This window comes from Pedobacter sp. TM02 (assembly GCF_059705275.1).
On the sequence record NZ_AP046530.1, the window covers coordinates 3,515,627 to 3,531,115 of the forward strand.

Annotated in this window: 11 protein-coding genes; 4 read left to right on the forward strand and 7 right to left on the reverse strand. The window is 45.8% G+C overall.

Translation table 11 applies throughout. The features are described from left to right. The first annotated feature begins 235 nt into the window (after positions 1-235). Positions 236-2,941 (forward strand): PAS domain-containing sensor histidine kinase, encoded by a 2,706-nt coding sequence (locus AC6H1S_RS15120; protein ID WP_497564123.1) that lies wholly within the window; start codon positions 236-238, stop codon positions 2,939-2,941. A 31-nt stretch (positions 2,942-2,972) separates the two neighbouring features. After that, complete coding sequence (locus AC6H1S_RS15125; RefSeq protein ID WP_497564124.1) at positions 2,973-3,341, forward strand: response regulator; 369 nt, start codon at positions 2,973-2,975, stop codon at positions 3,339-3,341. A 39-nt stretch (positions 3,342-3,380) separates the two neighbouring features. On the opposite strand, the gene fabF is transcribed toward AC6H1S_RS15125, so the two are convergent. The 7 genes from fabF to AC6H1S_RS15160 form a co-directional block, all read right to left on the reverse strand. Further along, positions 3,381-4,634 (reverse strand): beta-ketoacyl-ACP synthase II, encoded by a 1,254-nt coding sequence (gene fabF / locus AC6H1S_RS15130; RefSeq protein WP_497564125.1) that lies wholly within the window; start codon positions 4,632-4,634, stop codon positions 3,381-3,383. 53 nt (positions 4,635-4,687) lie between these two features. Continuing rightward, entirely contained in the window at positions 4,688-5,455 is a 768-nt protein-coding gene (locus AC6H1S_RS15135; RefSeq protein ID WP_497564126.1) for an SDR family oxidoreductase, read from the reverse strand. A gap of 98 nt (positions 5,456-5,553) precedes the next feature. Continuing rightward, complete coding sequence (locus AC6H1S_RS15140) at positions 5,554-6,141, reverse strand: TetR/AcrR family transcriptional regulator (protein WP_497564127.1); 588 nt, start codon at positions 6,139-6,141, stop codon at positions 5,554-5,556. 477 nt (positions 6,142-6,618) lie between these two features. Next, positions 6,619-7,272 carry a GDSL-type esterase/lipase family protein gene (locus AC6H1S_RS15145; protein ID WP_497564128.1) on the reverse strand — a complete coding sequence of 218 codons (654 nt, stop codon included), beginning with the start codon at positions 7,270-7,272 and terminating at the stop codon, positions 6,619-6,621. A gap of 5 nt (positions 7,273-7,277) precedes the next feature. Continuing rightward, a complete protein-coding gene (locus tag AC6H1S_RS15150) occupies positions 7,278-8,480 on the reverse strand; it encodes a glycoside hydrolase family 172 protein (RefSeq protein ID WP_199137568.1) in 1,203 nt (400 codons plus the stop codon). After that, the gene (locus AC6H1S_RS15155) at positions 8,474-9,547 is read right to left on the reverse strand and encodes an SGNH/GDSL hydrolase family protein (protein ID WP_497564129.1); all 1,074 of its coding nucleotides are present in this window, start codon (positions 9,545-9,547) and stop codon (positions 8,474-8,476) included. Before AC6H1S_RS15155 ends, AC6H1S_RS15150 begins: the two co-directional genes overlap by 7 nt. Position 9,548: 1 nt before the next feature. Further along, complete coding sequence (locus AC6H1S_RS15160) at positions 9,549-10,424, reverse strand: AraC family transcriptional regulator (RefSeq protein WP_370583449.1); 876 nt, start codon at positions 10,422-10,424, stop codon at positions 9,549-9,551. Positions 10,425-10,650: 226 nt separating this feature from the next. On the opposite strand from AC6H1S_RS15160, the gene AC6H1S_RS15165 reads away from it, so the two are divergent. Together AC6H1S_RS15165 and AC6H1S_RS15170 are read left to right on the forward strand one after the other, a co-directional pair. Next, positions 10,651-13,824, forward strand: coding sequence for a SusC/RagA family TonB-linked outer membrane protein (locus AC6H1S_RS15165; RefSeq protein ID WP_497564130.1), 3,174 nt, complete (start codon positions 10,651-10,653; stop codon positions 13,822-13,824). A gap of 18 nt (positions 13,825-13,842) precedes the next feature. After that, positions 13,843-15,459 (forward strand): RagB/SusD family nutrient uptake outer membrane protein, encoded by a 1,617-nt coding sequence (locus AC6H1S_RS15170; RefSeq protein ID WP_497564131.1) that lies wholly within the window; start codon positions 13,843-13,845, stop codon positions 15,457-15,459. The last annotated feature ends 30 nt before the right edge of the window (positions 15,460-15,489 follow it).

Below are 15,489 nucleotides of genomic sequence, written 5' to 3' on the forward strand. Positions count from 1 at the left end.
TTCAAAAATACTTAATATTAGCTATTTAAAGCTATAAAGCCCCGGAATTTTCGAGGCTTTGCAAATTTTTGGTCGTTAATCAAGGTTACCCCTTGTGTGGCGCCTAAAAGCCGTGGCTTGCCTTTTTAAAATATCGATACAATAATTTTTTTAACCACAACAAAAAAAATATTTATTTGTTAATTGAACAATTAATCGTTTCTTTTAGCAATTAACAGATAATTACTGCAGCAGCATGACCGATGGCTTCATTAGTGGGGGTGGCGAATGTGGTGCCCTCATACGCTCGATCAACTGGGACGAAAACCCACTTGGCCCCATGAATGAATGGCCGCAAAGTTTGCGGACAACCCTTAGCATCCTGATCAATTCCAAATTCCCGATGTTTTTGCTTTGGGGTCCTGAATACATTTGCTTTTACAACGATTCTTACCGGAAAAGCTTGGGCAATAACGGAAAGCATCCCAAAGCCATGGGCCAGCGAGGCAAGGAATGCTGGGCAGAGATATGGGATGAGGTTGGCAGTATGCTCGATGGCGTACTGTACCGGGGCGAGGCTACTTGGAACGAAGATATTTTATTGCCCATTTACCGCAATGGCCATATTGAAGATGTGTATTGGACATTCAGCTACAGCCCAGTTAAAGACGAAAGCGGAAAAGTAGGAGGCGTGTTTGTGGCCGTTGTAGAAACCACAGACAATATACGCATGCTCAACGAGCTGAACGAAAATAAAAAAGAACTCGAATTTGCACTGAATGCGGCAGAACTGGGTACCTGGGACCTGAACCCGCTTACCAATAAATTTACCTGCAATAACCGCCTCAAAAGGTGGTTTGGCTTAGATACTGAATCAAATATCGATTTAAACATAGCCATTGAAGCGATTATACCCAAAGACCGGGAAAGGGTAAAAGAAGCCCTCCAAAAATCGCTCGATCACGAAACCGGGGGCCATTATACCATTCAATACACCATTAAGAATGCCAAAACCGGCAAAGAGCGCATCGTAAAAGCCCGGGGCAAGGCATTGTTCGACGCTAACAATGTAGCCTACCGCCTGAACGGAACCTTGCAAGACATTACCGACGAGATTATGGCCCAAAATGCCTTCAAAGAAAGCGAAGAAAATTTCAGGAAGCTAATCCTGCAGGCACCTGTAGGCATGATTATCCTGAAAGGCGAAGCATTTTTTGTAGAAGAGGTTAACGACACCTATCTCAAGTTGGCCAACAAGGAAAGAAAAACCTTTGTCGAAAAACCGTTATGGGAAGCCTTGCCTGAGGCCAAATCGCTGGGTTTTGAGCATGTACTTAAAAAAGTGATGAAGACCGGCATTGCGCACTACGGCAACGAACAGAATATTACCACGGTTAGGAACGGCAAAAAAGAAACAACCTACATCAACTATGTTTATGAGCCCTTAAAGGATATTGACGGCAGCATTAACCGCATTATGGTAGTGGCCATAGACATTACCGACATGCTCGAAAGCAAACGCAAGATACAAGATGCCGAAGAACGTGCCAGACTGGCCACAGCCGCAGCTGGTCTCGGTACTTTTGATTTGGATTTGCGCAACGGTCAAATGGCAACTTCAGAACGTTTCGACGAGATTTTCGGCTTCGACAGGCATGTGGCCCGTTCGGCATACACTAGTGTAATCCATCCCGACGATCGTGAAATCCGCATCAATGCCCACAGACGGGCGCTGGATATTGGACAGATTTATTACGAAGCCCGGGTTATCTGGAAAGACCATTCCATCCATTGGGTGAGGGTTGAAGGAAAAATCTACTACGATGCCGACCATAAGCCTTTACGCATGCTGGGCACCGCCATGGATATTACGCAACAGCGCCAAGCCAAAGAAGAACTGCTACAGATTAACCAAAGGCTTGAAATTGCACTTGAAACGGGCAAGCTAGGTTCTTACGAATTAGACTTGCGTACCCAAACGCTAAAGCTTTCTGAGCAGTTTTACAAAAATTATGGGCTAAAATCGGAAACTGTGCTCAGCTACGAGCAGCTGCTCAATTTTATAGTACCCCAGCAAAAAGAAGCCGTTATCGAAGCGCTTAACCAAGCCATCGCCAATGGATATGTATACGAAGGCGAGTATCAGATCAGCTGGCCCGACCAATCGTTGCATTGGATCAAAGAATCGGGTAAGGCCCAATACGACGACCATGGCAACCCGATCAGCTTTATTGGCGTATCCTTTGATATAACCGAGACCAAGCAGCTCCAACAGCAAAAGGACGATTTTATCGGCATTGCCAGTCACGAGCTCAAAACGCCGGTAACCAGCATCAAGGCGTATACGCAGGTATTGGAAAGAATGCTGCTTAAAAAAGGAGATATTGTAGAAGCGGGGCTGATGAAAAAGATGGATGCCCAGCTTAACCGCCTCACCAGCCTCATCGGCGATTTATTGGATGTAACCAAGGTAAACTCTGGCAAACTGCAATACAACCATACCTATTTCGATTTTAACGAAATGATGCGTTTTGCCATCGAAGAGCTGCAACGCACCTCAGAGAAACATCAAATAAAGGAAGACCTGCAAGAAATAGGGCTGGTTTTCGCCGACAAGGAGCGTTTAAGCCAAGTGGTGACCAACCTCATCACCAATGCCATCAAATATTCCCCAGAAGCAGAACAGATTATTGTACATAGCCGCATAGAGGGCGAAAATATCCTGGTTTGCGTAGAGGATTTTGGCATCGGTATTGCTGAAAATGATTTGAACAAGGTATTTGAACAATTTTATCGGGTAAGCGGCAACATGCAGCATACTTTCCCGGGTTTGGGACTCGGACTTTTTATTTCATCAGAAATCATTAAGCGCGAAGGAGGCAAAATCTGGGTCAGCAGCAAAGAAGGCAAAGGATCCAAATTCTGTTTCTCTATACCAAGAGCACGTGCCAACGATTATTGAATACTTAGCCAACCAAATAAATATAAATGTAATGAACAGCAGGAACAAAAGGGTAACACTTGCCGACGACGATCCCGGAATTTTGGATGCGGTGGGCATGATGTTGGAGATGGAGGGCTACGAGGTGAGCACCACCTTAAACGGAAATACCATTCTGAACACCGAAAGCCTACTACCTGACATCTATGTACTCGACATCTGGATGTCGGGATCTGATGGACGGGAATTGTGCAAGAAGCTTAAAACCGACGAAAAAACGAAGAATATCCCGGTAATTTTGATTTCGGCCAGCAACGACCTGCAAAAATCGGCAGAAAGTGCCGGCGCCGACGATTTTCTGGCCAAGCCCTTCGAAATAGACAACCTCTTGTCTAAAATAGAAAACTGCCTCCAAAACTAATTGAAGGCAGTTTTTTATTAAATAAATTGGCCTTGCCGATTAGTCTGCTTGGTATTTTTTAAATAAACTGGTTGCCGTGTGCCCTCCAAAGCCAAAGGTATTGTTAAGCACATAGTTTACTTCTTGATAAAGCGGTTTGCCCAATACAATTTTCAATCCGGCCGGAACAGCCTCGTCGAGCTCGGTGGTATTGATGGTTGGCGGAATAACATCGTGTTGCACAGACAGCACCGAAATAATGCTCTCTATGGCCCCGGCTGCGCCCAACAAGTGGCCCGTCATTGATTTGGTACCGGTTACGGCAACTTCATGATCGCCAAATACGCGTTTAATACCCATCAGCTCGCTAATATCGCCAATACCTGTTGAAGTGGCATGGGCATTGATATAATCGATATCCTGTGGCTCAATTCCGGCTTCCTTAATGGCTTTGCTCATGCCTAAAACGGCACCTAGGCCTTCGGGATGAGTACCGGTGAGGTGATAGGCATCTGCGGCCATACCCGTTCCTACCAATTCGGCATAGATTTTAGCACCGCGGGCCAAGGCATGTTCCAGGTCTTCCAAAATCAGGGCACCTGCCCCCTCGCCCATTACAAAACCATCGCGCTGCTTATCAAAAGGACGTGAAGCGCCCTGCGGATTTTCGTTGTTTTTAGACAAGGCCTGCGCGGCATTGAAGCCACCTACCGAAGCTTCGGTAACCGCTGCTTCAGAACCTCCGGCTACCATAATTTTGGCCTTGCCCATTTTAATGGTATCAAAGGCACTGATAATGGCTGTGTTAGACGATGCACAGGCCGAAACCGTACAATAGTTTGGTCCATAAAGCTGGTGACGGATAGAAATTACACCCGCAGCAATATCCACAATCATTTTCGGAATAAAATAAGGATTGAACCTCGGCGTACCGTCGCCTCCGTTAAATTCTTTCAGCTGGCTTTCGAAGGTGCTAATACCTCCGTTTCCGGTAGCCCAGATTACGCCAACATCATAGCGCTCTTCTTCGCTCATCTGGCCAAAATCCAATCCGGCATCACGAATAGCCTGATCGCTGGCCGCAATGGCGTACTGGGTAAACATGTCGTACTTCTTGACTTCTTTTTTATCAAGATAGTCTTCGATGTTAAAATCCTTTACCTCGCAGGCAAATTGTGTTTTAAATTTCGAACTGTCGAATTTCGTAATGGGACCGGCAGCACTTTTCCCAGCCAGGATATTTTCCCAAAATTCGTTTACCGTGTTGCCTAAAGGCGTAATGGCTCCAAGCCCGGTTACAACTACTCTTTTCATAAAATGTGTTTTATTGACAAAGCCCATCTGCAAACAACCTGCTAATCAACAAACTAGACAGCCGAATGGCTGGCTTCGTTTCGCCTTCCGTTCATTGCGTTCAGTGCTTCGGAGGGCGAAGATAGGAAAAGCTCATAAATTTTAGCGGTATCGCCTACCCTGATCTCAAAATCGTCGTTGGCCAGCGCCGCCAACAAATCGGTCGCAACTACTGCGGGATGGATGCCGTGCTCGCCACCAATTTCTGTCGAAAAAGTCGTGTTGACCAACGGTGGCAACAATTCGAACACCTTAACCGAAGTACCTGCTAAAGTAAGGCGTAACGAGGTTGTGTAAGAATGCAGGGCTGCTTTGCTGGCTGCGTAGGTTGGGAGGCTGGCACCAGGTACATAAGCCACAATAGACGATACATTGACGATAGCCGCCTCCTCTTGCGTTCTGAGTAATGGCAACACTAGTTGATTTAGCCTCACAATAGCCAAATAATTGGTCAGGATTTCGGCCGATGCGTTTTCGAATGCAGGTTGCGAATCATCGTTCAGGCTGTAGTAAAAGGCACTACCTGCATTGTTGATGACCATGTTAAGCTGCGGAAAATCCTGCTTCAGCGTAGCTACCAGCTGTTCAACATCTGCCGCCTTGCTTACATCCGCCTTGATGGCGGTTGCCTTGCCCAATTGTTTCGCCGCTTCATCTAATCGCTTTTGGTCTCTACCAATGATGATAACGCGGTTGCCACTTTCAATGAGCAGTTTTGCAGTTTCGAAACCAATACCGGCGCTACCGCCGGTAATTAGTATGGTATTGTTTGTTGTTTTCATGTGATTTAGATTAAAAATTTATAATTAATTGTATAGTACTGAAGAGTTGGGTATGTTTTCTATTTTATACCAATCGGTATATTTCTGGTTAAAAAAAATCAGCTCCATCCTTCGATCATTTTTTGCATCGAATCCATGATCATTTGCATCGCTCTTTTGCTTTCCAACAGTTTGGCAATCATAATGCCTCCCTCAAACAAGGCAATTATGGTTAGCGCCACCTGCTCGGGTATGATTGTTTCGTTTAGTTCCTTATGGGCGATGCCCTGTTCTACAACTTGGATAATATTTGCTTTCCAGGATAAAACCGCCTGTGCGGCTCTCTTTTTCAGGGCGTCATGCGTGTCGTCGGCCTCAACAGCGGTATTGAGCACGGCACAGCCTCCAGCATCTAGGGGTGGCTCAAAAACCTGCGAATAAAACTCGGCAAATACCAGGAGCTTGTCTTTTGCCTTGGTTCTTTTGGCCATTTCTTTACCAATAGCCGAGCTTACACGTTTGAAATTATAGTCGAAAACGGCAAGAGCCACTTCGTCTTTATTGGCAAAGTTGCCATAGATGCTTCCTTTGGTTAGTCCGGTGGCAGTCGTCATGTCGGCCAAAGAAGTACCGGCAAATCCTTTTTTGTTAAAGATTGGCGCAGTTTTTTCGATGATGTAAGCTTTTGTGCGTTCTGCTTTCGACATGTTTATTTTCGATTGACTAAACAAATATATACCGTTTGGTATAATCTACAAAGCATTGTTGCGATTTGTGATTTTTAGAAGACAAACCAACAGTTTTTTATTCACCACCGAAGACACCCCAGTTAGGCTAAGATGGACGGCTTGAGCAAATAATGACCAAGACAAAATGAGCATAAAAACCTGCAGCTTATAGCTTAACCATTAAGAAGCTAGGATTTCAGCCAGATGCAAAACACCATGAACTTATCGCCCTTAATTCCTTCCTGTTAAAAGAGAAAGCAGGTAGCCTAGGTGCCAACCATTAAGAAGTTAAGAGTTTCCCCTACCGAAAACACCAACAGCTTATTACCCTTAATCCCTTCATGTTAAAAGAGAAAGCAGGTAGCCAAGCAAATGATTCTGAGGTGTCCAAGGCGGTGAAAGACTAAGACCAACCATTAAGGCATTAAGAATTTTAAAACAAACGCTCGAAGGTGTTTATTTCAAATAAGGTTCTATAATTTTTTGCCAGATGGCATAACCTTTGGCGTTCATGTGCAGGTTATCCGACAAGAAGATGTCCTGCATTATACTTCCATCAGCATTGAACATCGAATTGTAGGTATTGATAAAGGTTACCCTTCTCATTTTTTTAGCCATTTGGGCTATCATGCCATTGGCTTCAACCATTTTAGCCTGGTATTTGAGCCTTGAAGGACTTGGCTTAATCGAAATATAAGCGATTGGCACCCTCGGATATTTGGTTCTGATCAGTTCAATGAGTTGTTGGACACGCGCTGTTACGGTGTCGGCCGTGATATGGTCGCCACCTGTAAAATCGTTCTCGCCACAATAAATTACAATCTGCTTAGGCTGGTAAGGAAAAATGATATCGTTGGCATGTTGGATCACATTGGGCAAGGAAGAGCCTCCAAAACCTCGGTTAATGATGGTATGGCCCGGAAAATAATCCTGTACATCTTTCCATTTGGTAAAAGTAGAGCTGCCAATAAACAAAATGGCTTTTTTAGGCGGAAAATGCAGGCTATCCTGTTTTTTAAAGTACTTAATTTCGTTTAAGAAAGGATCGTTTTGAGCATTTACCGTTACAAACGAACTGATCAGCAAGAAGAATAAAAGAAATCTTTTCATCGGGATTATTTTATGGTTTTTAATTGTTGTGTACGTATAGCTAATGGCTGTAGAGCCGGTAAATTGTTACTGGTTTGGTTAAGATAAAAATAACTCGTGGCCGAATAATCGTCAATGCGATAGAATAAAACGCCACCTGGACGAAATTGTTCATCACTTAAATGCGGAGCGGGATTCATGGCATTCAGTTTCAAATAACCAATTTTAGAATTGGCGATTACCGGTTTCATTTTTACCCCTTTGCTCAGCAAAGCCCTCGCGGTTTCTAAACTCGAACCGCCTAATTCTTGAATGGTGACCCGCATGCTCTGGGTAAAGTAGATCTCGTCTGGTACATGATACCTATAAAATGCAAAATAGCCCATTTTATTATCGGCAATTAAACAGCCTTGATATTGATGGTTAAATGTTCCTAAGCCCCAGGCTGCGCCTACATAATCTTCAGTACCTGTTCCATTGATAGTTGGGTAGGGACCATCTTCGTCGATATACATTTTTACTTCGCCCTCGCCCCACCAAGTACCTTGATATAGCGAATCGGCAATAACGCCAATATTAGTCCCTAAAAAGCGTCCCTTCCCCGTAATTTTTGGCAATATCTCAAAATCTTCACCCAGATCGGCTTTGATTTTTCTACTCCAATAAGCATGAAAATAAAGAACATCATCCTGATGTGGTGCCGTTTCTAAAATGGCAACATCATAAAAAAGGTTCACTTGAAGCCGACTCTCGTTTACAAAAATGATTTTGGCCTGCTTGCGAAAAGGCATCGGAATAAAGCAATTGAAGGATTTACCCTCTGCATCGCTAAAAAAAACCGATTCGAAAGGCCGCTTCTGCCCCAAACCCAATCCAAAAAAGTCGCCAATAGGCACATCCACTGCTGGTTTGGCATCTCCATCCCAATACATTTGGATACGGATAGAACGCAACACTTCTGGACTACGCTCGCTAATGGTGCACCAAATACGTTGCACAATTCCCGTCCCCAGGTAGTCGACAATAGTCCTGCTCTTTCCAGGAAAAATTGTCTCGGTAGCATGGCCTTTAGCGCCATTATTTTCCTTGCCCCCACTGCCTTTGGCTCCGCTCATATTTTCGAAGCTGATTAAGCGAGAATTTACGCCACTTTTCATCCTGAACAATTCCTGCCCCTGCAGGGAATTTGCACAGCAAGCCAAACAAAGCAATAGCATAAACCTTACCATTTCATCTCCTTTTTAAGGTAAGTGGTGAGTTCTTGGGCTATTTCTTGTTGTTCGGCCATCGAAGGGTGGCTGCTACAGCCTTTTATAGATCGCTTTACAAAAAAATAAGACCCTGTATTGCGTTCGCCTTGGCTGTTTAAAGTGGCCCGAACAGCCGTAATGTACTTTATTAATGCCGTTTTGAGTGCCTGGTCGGCCATTGGGCTAGTTAAAAACACCAATTTGGCTTGAGGGTAATAGCTGCGCAGGGTTTTGGCAAAACCGACATAGGCATTGCAGAACTTGGCCGAATCTTGTATGCCATCGTTTTGGCCCAAACACACCGTTACCACATCGGGTTGGTAATTGGCAAAGTTCCATTTCAGGCTATCTTTAGCCATGCTGACCTTGTCAAACACCTGGGGCATCAGTATTTGCTTATCGCAGCAACTATGGATCAAACCTATGCCCGAAACCGACGACAAGTGCCATTGTGCATTAAGGCTGCGTGCGGTGGTAGGCCCGTAGGCCATCCAGGCATTGTGCTGGTCGTACCACTGCGCATGAGGTGCACCACATTTGATTGCGCTTTCGTCGGCACCAAAGCCACAGGTAATCGAATCGCCGATAAATTCGAGCTTGCGCTTGGCTTTGGTTGGCGGAGGCAACAATTCGCGGCAAGAAAAGCCCAGGAGTTCGATATAACCATTTTCGGCCTCCGTATCTTTGCAAATGAGTAGCGTATGCACGCCAGGCGAAAGATTTTTGGCCAATTCCAATGTATTTTCTCTCCCTTTGAGCTGTAACCTACGGGCCGGCTGACCATCAATAATTACTTCGATGTAATTATGCACCGTGCCCCATAGCATTTCGTCGTTGAGCTGCACCATACACGAGGGTCCTTTGAACCGGATCACCACGTAGGCGCCCGAGGCCCAAACCTTTGGCCGCAGCTGATTGGAAAAGTCGAACCGGCCCGTGTATTGGATATATTGGTGATTGGCCGTATAAAATTTGTTTCCGGCAGGATTGGCCCGACCAGCCAAGGCCATCACCCCTAAAGCCAGTATCAAAAAAAAGTTTTTCATCTTATACAAAAATTCGGTTGCCAGACAGGTTTTCTCTAAATTCTTTTGGCGTACAGCCTTTTTTCTTTTTAAAAATGCGGTTAAAGTTAGAGATGTTGTTAAAACCGCAGTTATAAGCCACTTCGGCAACTGCCTCGGTGGTATCGATCAGCTTGCGGGAAGCATGGCCCAGCCTGATTTCGATGAGGCTATCGATGAAGCTTACGCCCGTTCTACTTTTGAAAAACCGGCTGAACGATACCTCGGTCATGTTGGCAATGCGTGCCACCTCTCCTAAGGTTACCTGTTTATCGAAATTGAAATTGATGTATTCCATTACCTTTTCTACCCTGCGGCTGCTGTACGAAAATTCGGCCTGGCTAAAGGTCGAGTCAGACAGGGTGCGCATGTTTCGAGAAGTAGAAAGGTCGTGCAGGATAGACATGAGCTCGAGTACCGAGTCAAAACCATGTTTTTTATTCAACTGGACTAAACGCGGACCGATCTGCTGTGCTGTGGCGGCCGAAAACAAAATACCACATTTCGATTTTTCGAACATTTCCCTAATCACCCTCAATTGGTTTCGGCGCAACAGCTTTTCGTCAAAAAGATCCTTATGAAACTGGATGGTTACCTCATGTATTTCCTTGCCGGCCAGTTTATGGGTTTCCCAAACATGGGGCAGGTTTGAGCCAATGAGCACGAGTTCGATATCGGTTATTTCTTCAATATGGTCGCCAACTACCCTACGGGCGCCGCCGGCATTCGAAATAAAGTTCAATTCCATTTCTTCGTGGTAATGCAAAGGGAAATCGAAATCCTTTTTTGTCCGCTCGAAAATGGTGAAACAATCGCTATTGGTTAGCGGGGTTATTTCTTTGATTATATTGTTCTGCACGATAAATGAATAAATAACATCAACTATATGGATAAAATAATATCACAATTAAATATAAGGAAACCTGCCGTAAATCATCAATAAAAACCTGATTACAACCACTAAAGTAATTCAAATTTTAAACCGTGGTATAACATAGCGATAAAAATACTATAAATGGATAAAATAGTATTATTCATTGCGTTATATTGCGCCCTACTTTTGAGTAAACCAAATAAAACGACTTATGCTGAATAAAGTAACCAAACATTTATTGGCTGCACTTGTATGTTTCCTAGCTTTCGCCACCTGTTTCGCACAAGACAGAAGGCTTAGCGGAAAGGTAAGCGACGAAAACGGGCTAACGCTTCCGGGCGTTTCGGTAAGCGTAAAGGGAAGCAAAACTTCGGTAAGCACCGATGCAGAAGGAAACTTTGCGATCAATGTGCCCGCCAATGCCCAAACGCTTGTTTTCACCTTTTTAGGAATGGAAGAGCAAGAAGCCACCATCGGCACCAGAACCACATTCAACATGGTATTAAAAACCAAAAGCACCATGCTTTCCGATGTGGTGATTGTAGGCTATGGCACCGTGAAAAAAACCGATCTTACCGGTTCGGTTACCCGGATCGGGAGAGATCAGCTGCTTACCGATGCGCCAACCAATGTGTTGCAGGCGCTTCAAGGAAAAGTAGCGGGTGTTAACGTAACCCAAAACGACGGGGCACCTGGCGCTGGATTAAGCCTTCGCATCAGGGGCTCTAACTCCTTTTTAGGAGGAACAGAGCCACTTTATGTAATCGATGGCGTACCTTTCAACAATTCGAGCAGCGGTTCTACGCCGGCTTCAATCGGCGATGATGAAAAACAGACCTTGAATGCCATGTCTTTCCTCAACCCCAACGACATCGAAACCATCGACATCCTGAAAGATGCTTCGGCCACGGCCATTTACGGATCGCGCGGCGCCAATGGCGTAGTGCTCATTACCACCAGAAAAGGCAAAAGCGGCAAAGACAGGATCGAAGCCAATTTTACGGTGGGACAGGCCGAAGTTTCAAAAACCCTCGATGTTTTGAATCCTGCTGAATATGCCACTTACCAAAACCTGGCCTATGCCAACTCCAACAAATACACCGGCACCAATTATACCTTGCCCTATCCAGGCACGCAACTGCCCGATCCTTTAAATCCTGGCCATACTTATTATGCCAGAGGTCCACAGGATTTTGTTGGCGACAACAATTCTTGGCAGGACCGTATTTTTCGCAAAGGCCTTTACCAAAACTACTCGATCAACGTTTCGGGAGGCACCGATGCAGGCAGCCACAGCCTAACTTTCAGCTACCTGAACCAGGAAGGCACCATTTCCAACTCAGACTACAACCGTTTCGGCTTGAGCATGAACCTAACCCGGAACATCAGTAAAACGATTAAAATAGGCACCAGCACGTCTATTGCCAGTTCTACAACCAACGGCGTTAAAACAGGCACCGACAAATCTGATGCCGCCAGTGCGGGTGTAATCCGTGCGGCCATCACTTTTCCTTCTACGCTAACCGATGCCTTGGCTTACGATGGTGTAGGTGATGCCTTTATTACCAATCCGCAAATCTATGTAAACGATGTGCTGAACCGCGTCAAGGGATTAAATATCTTTTCTTCCAACTACCTGGAAGCTACTTTCCTCAAAGACTTCAAGTTTAGGCAGAACATTGGCTTCAACTATGCTTCGAGCAATAGGGACCAATATTACCCACGAAGCGTTTACGAAGGCTTTGCTGTAAAAGGCTGGGGTCTCAAATCAGACAATTTATGGAACAGTGGCGTTGCCGAAAGTATTTTGACCTACAACAAACAGCTCAACAAGCATAGCCTTAATGTAATGGGTGCCGGCACCTTCGAGCGCACCAACGGCCAAAGCAAAAGGGCCGAAGCTAAAACGTTCCCTAACGACGCCTTGGAAAACGAAAACCTGGCCGCGGGCGAAACCGTGTTGCCGGTTATCACCAACAGGTATCAATCTACGCTGATTTCGTTTTTGGGCCGTGCCAACTACAGCTATGACGACCGTTACCTCCTAACCGTTTCTTATCGCCAGGATGGTTCGAGCAAGTTTGGCAAAGACAACAAATGGGCGGGTTTTCCATCGGCTGGTGTGGCCTGGAAAGTCTCTAACGAAGATTTCATGAAAAACCTCAAGGTCATCAACGAGCTTAAGGCACGCTTCAGCTACGGGCAAACCGGCAACCAAGGCATTGGCTCTTATGCCTCGCTGGCTAAGCTGAGCGTATACAACTATCCTTTTGGCGGCGCCGTACAAACAGGCTTGGCCAATGATCTGTATGCCGGACCGGCCAATGAAAAACTGAAATGGGAAACCACCACAGCCTACAACCTCGGCTTGGATTTAAGCATGTTCAAAAGCAGGCTGAACCTGCATGTAGACTTGTATAAAAAAATTACCAACGACCTGTTGCAGAACCTGATCATCCCTTCTTCAACAGGTTTTCAAACCAAGCTGGTTAACTCGGGCTCGATCCAAAACAGGGGTCTGGAAGTAATTTTAGAGGGCGCTATCATCAAGAAAAAAGATTTCGAATGGAGCTCGAACTTTAACATCTCGTTTAACCGCAACAAGATCCTGAGCCTGAGCAAAGATGTAACCGAACAGTATGGCCGCAACATTTCTACCGGCGATGCACCATTTATCCAAACCGTAGGCAAACCCATCGGCGCACTTTATGGCTATGTAGAAGATGGCTATTACGACAACGAAGCCGAGGTAAGAAACGATCCGGCTTATGCCAACCAAAGCGACGCCATTATTTTGCGAACCATTGGCGAAATCAAGTATAAGAATCTGGACAACGATCCAACCAGCATTTCGCAAACCGATCGCACCTTTATTGGCGACGTCAATCCGGATTACACCTTTGGCTTTACGAACAATTTCCGCTACAAGCGCTTTGACCTGAGCATCTTTATCAATGGGGTGCAGGGCAACGACATCATCAACATGAACACCCGTTTTAACGGCAACCTGGGCACCAACAAAAACATCACCCAGGATATGTTTGATGGTGCCTGGGCACAAGGCAAAGACAACAGCCAAGCTACCGGCCCTAAAATCATGCGCCAGTTTTTCAGGAACCAGTTGTTTAGCAGAAGATTTATTGAGGATGGCAGCTTTGTACGTATCAAAAACGTCACACTGGGCTACAATGTGCCCATTACTTCAAAAACGGTGAAGTCGCTAAGGGTGGCCTTTGGCGTAAACAACCTGTTTACTTTCACCAACTATTCTGGCTATGATCCTGAAATCAACAGCTATGGCGATAATCCTGCGCTGTTTGGCGTCGACCTCGGCGGCTACCCTAATTCAAGAACCTATAACCTGTCGCTACGCTGCAGTTTTTAACCTATTCAACCTAGCATTATGAAAGCGATTTCAACTTATATAATTGCACTGGCCGGCCTCATGGGGGTAGCCAGCATGAGCTCTTGCAAAAAGGCACTCGAAGAAAAGCCCTATTCCTTCTACTCGCCGGAAAATTTTTACCGCAACGAGAGCGATGCCAAGGCGGCCATCAACGGGGTATACAACGAGCTATATACCTACGATTTGTACCTGCAGCCTTTTTGGAACATGACCATTTTAGACGACGACCATGTATCGGGGGCCGATTGGTTTCTGGGCACTACCGGAGCCGGCAATCCGCAGGCTTATTTTGGCTGGGACAGGCCTTGGGTAGGATGCTACGCCATTATTGCCCGTGCCAATACCGTTTTAGAAAATGTGGTTAACATTACCAACATCGATCCGGATATTAAAAACAGGATTTTGGGCGAAGCTTACTTTTTAAGGGGCTGGGCCTATTTTCAACTGGTACAGCTGTATGGAGGCGTTCCCTTGCGCTTAAAATCGCTGTCGGCCGAAAACCCGGAAACCAGTGTGCCACGTGCCACGGTTAAAGCAACCTACGATGTTGTAATCAGCGACTTTAAAGCCGCCGAAAGCATGCTGTTACCTCTGGGCCATGCCAAAGCCGGCGAAGCTGGTCGCGTAAACCAAGGCGTAGCCAAGGCCTTTTTAGCCAAAACCTACCTCACCATGGCCTCGGGCGCCTCAACGGGCAATGTAACCGTACGTGGTGGCACCGACAATGGCTATTACACTTATGCCAAAGATGTAGTGAAGGGATTGGAAGGATTAGATGCCAAAGCTTATTACACCTTGGCCAGAGACAAAGCCAATGAGGTGATTACCAGTGGGCTTTACTCGCTAACTACCAGCTGGAAAGACCTATGGAGCATTGCAGGCCGCAACTCGAAAGAGCAGATGTGGGAACTGCAGTCGCTGGCTGGAACTGCCTTTGTAAACAACCTTAGCGCCTATTTTTCGGCCAGATCTACCTTTGGCCAAGGTGCGGTTTGGACCACCAACAACCACTATAACGATTATGAAGATGCCGACAAACGTGTGTTAGAGGGCGTATTCCACAACTATCAAACCTTGCAGGGCACTTATATTTTCTACCCATCGTGGCAGGCCGCCCAGTACAAAGTAGTAAACGGCATTACCTACAACAACACCGGCAGTACTACCGCCGAAAGAGCTTATGTGATCAAATACAGCAGCGTTGCCGACCCTAACGTAGCCAATAGCGATGCGTTTTATCCGCTCCTGCGTTATTCGGAAGTATTGCTGATGTATGCCGAAGCCGAAAACGAGGTAAACGGCGCTACCCTGGCAGCCTATAACGCCTTAAATGCCGTAAGAGGCAGGGCCAATGCCACTAATGCACCGGCCAACATGACCCCAGAGCAGTTCCGCAGCTTTGTGCTGGCCGAGCGCGCCCGCGAGTTCAACCTCGAAGGCATCAGACGTTTCGACCTGATGCGCTGGGGCATCTACCTGCAGGTGATGAACAAAATCAGTTCGGGGCAGAACAACATTTCCAAAGTGCGTTCGCTGAAAAACCTCCTGTTGCCTTTGCCATTAAACGAATTGAACTCCAATACAGCCATCAAGGGTAACAATCCCGGCTGGTAAAAATAGTTTTTAGTCATAAATTTAAATCAA

Coding starts and splice junctions, on each gene's coding strand:
- AC6H1S_RS15120 (WP_497564123.1), top strand. CDS start 236: ATGACCGATGGCTTCATTAGTGGGGGTGGCGAATGTGGTGCCCTCATA.
- AC6H1S_RS15125 (WP_497564124.1), top strand. CDS start 2,973: ATGAACAGCAGGAACAAAAGGGTAACACTTGCCGACGACGATCCCGGA.
- fabF (WP_497564125.1), bottom strand. CDS start 4,634: ATGAAAAGAGTAGTTGTAACCGGGCTTGGAGCCATTACGCCTTTAGGC.
- AC6H1S_RS15135 (WP_497564126.1), bottom strand. CDS start 5,455: ATGAAAACAACAAACAATACCATACTAATTACCGGCGGTAGCGCCGGT.
- AC6H1S_RS15140 (WP_497564127.1), bottom strand. CDS start 6,141: ATGTCGAAAGCAGAACGCACAAAAGCTTACATCATCGAAAAAACTGCG.
- AC6H1S_RS15145 (WP_497564128.1), bottom strand. CDS start 7,272: ATGAAAAGATTTCTTTTATTCTTCTTGCTGATCAGTTCGTTTGTAACG.
- AC6H1S_RS15150 (WP_199137568.1), bottom strand. CDS start 8,480: ATGGTAAGGTTTATGCTATTGCTTTGTTTGGCTTGCTGTGCAAATTCC.
- AC6H1S_RS15155 (WP_497564129.1), bottom strand. CDS start 9,547: ATGAAAAACTTTTTTTTGATACTGGCTTTAGGGGTGATGGCCTTGGCT.
- AC6H1S_RS15165 (WP_497564130.1), top strand. CDS start 10,651: ATGCTGAATAAAGTAACCAAACATTTATTGGCTGCACTTGTATGTTTC.
- AC6H1S_RS15170 (WP_497564131.1), top strand. CDS start 13,843: ATGAAAGCGATTTCAACTTATATAATTGCACTGGCCGGCCTCATGGGG.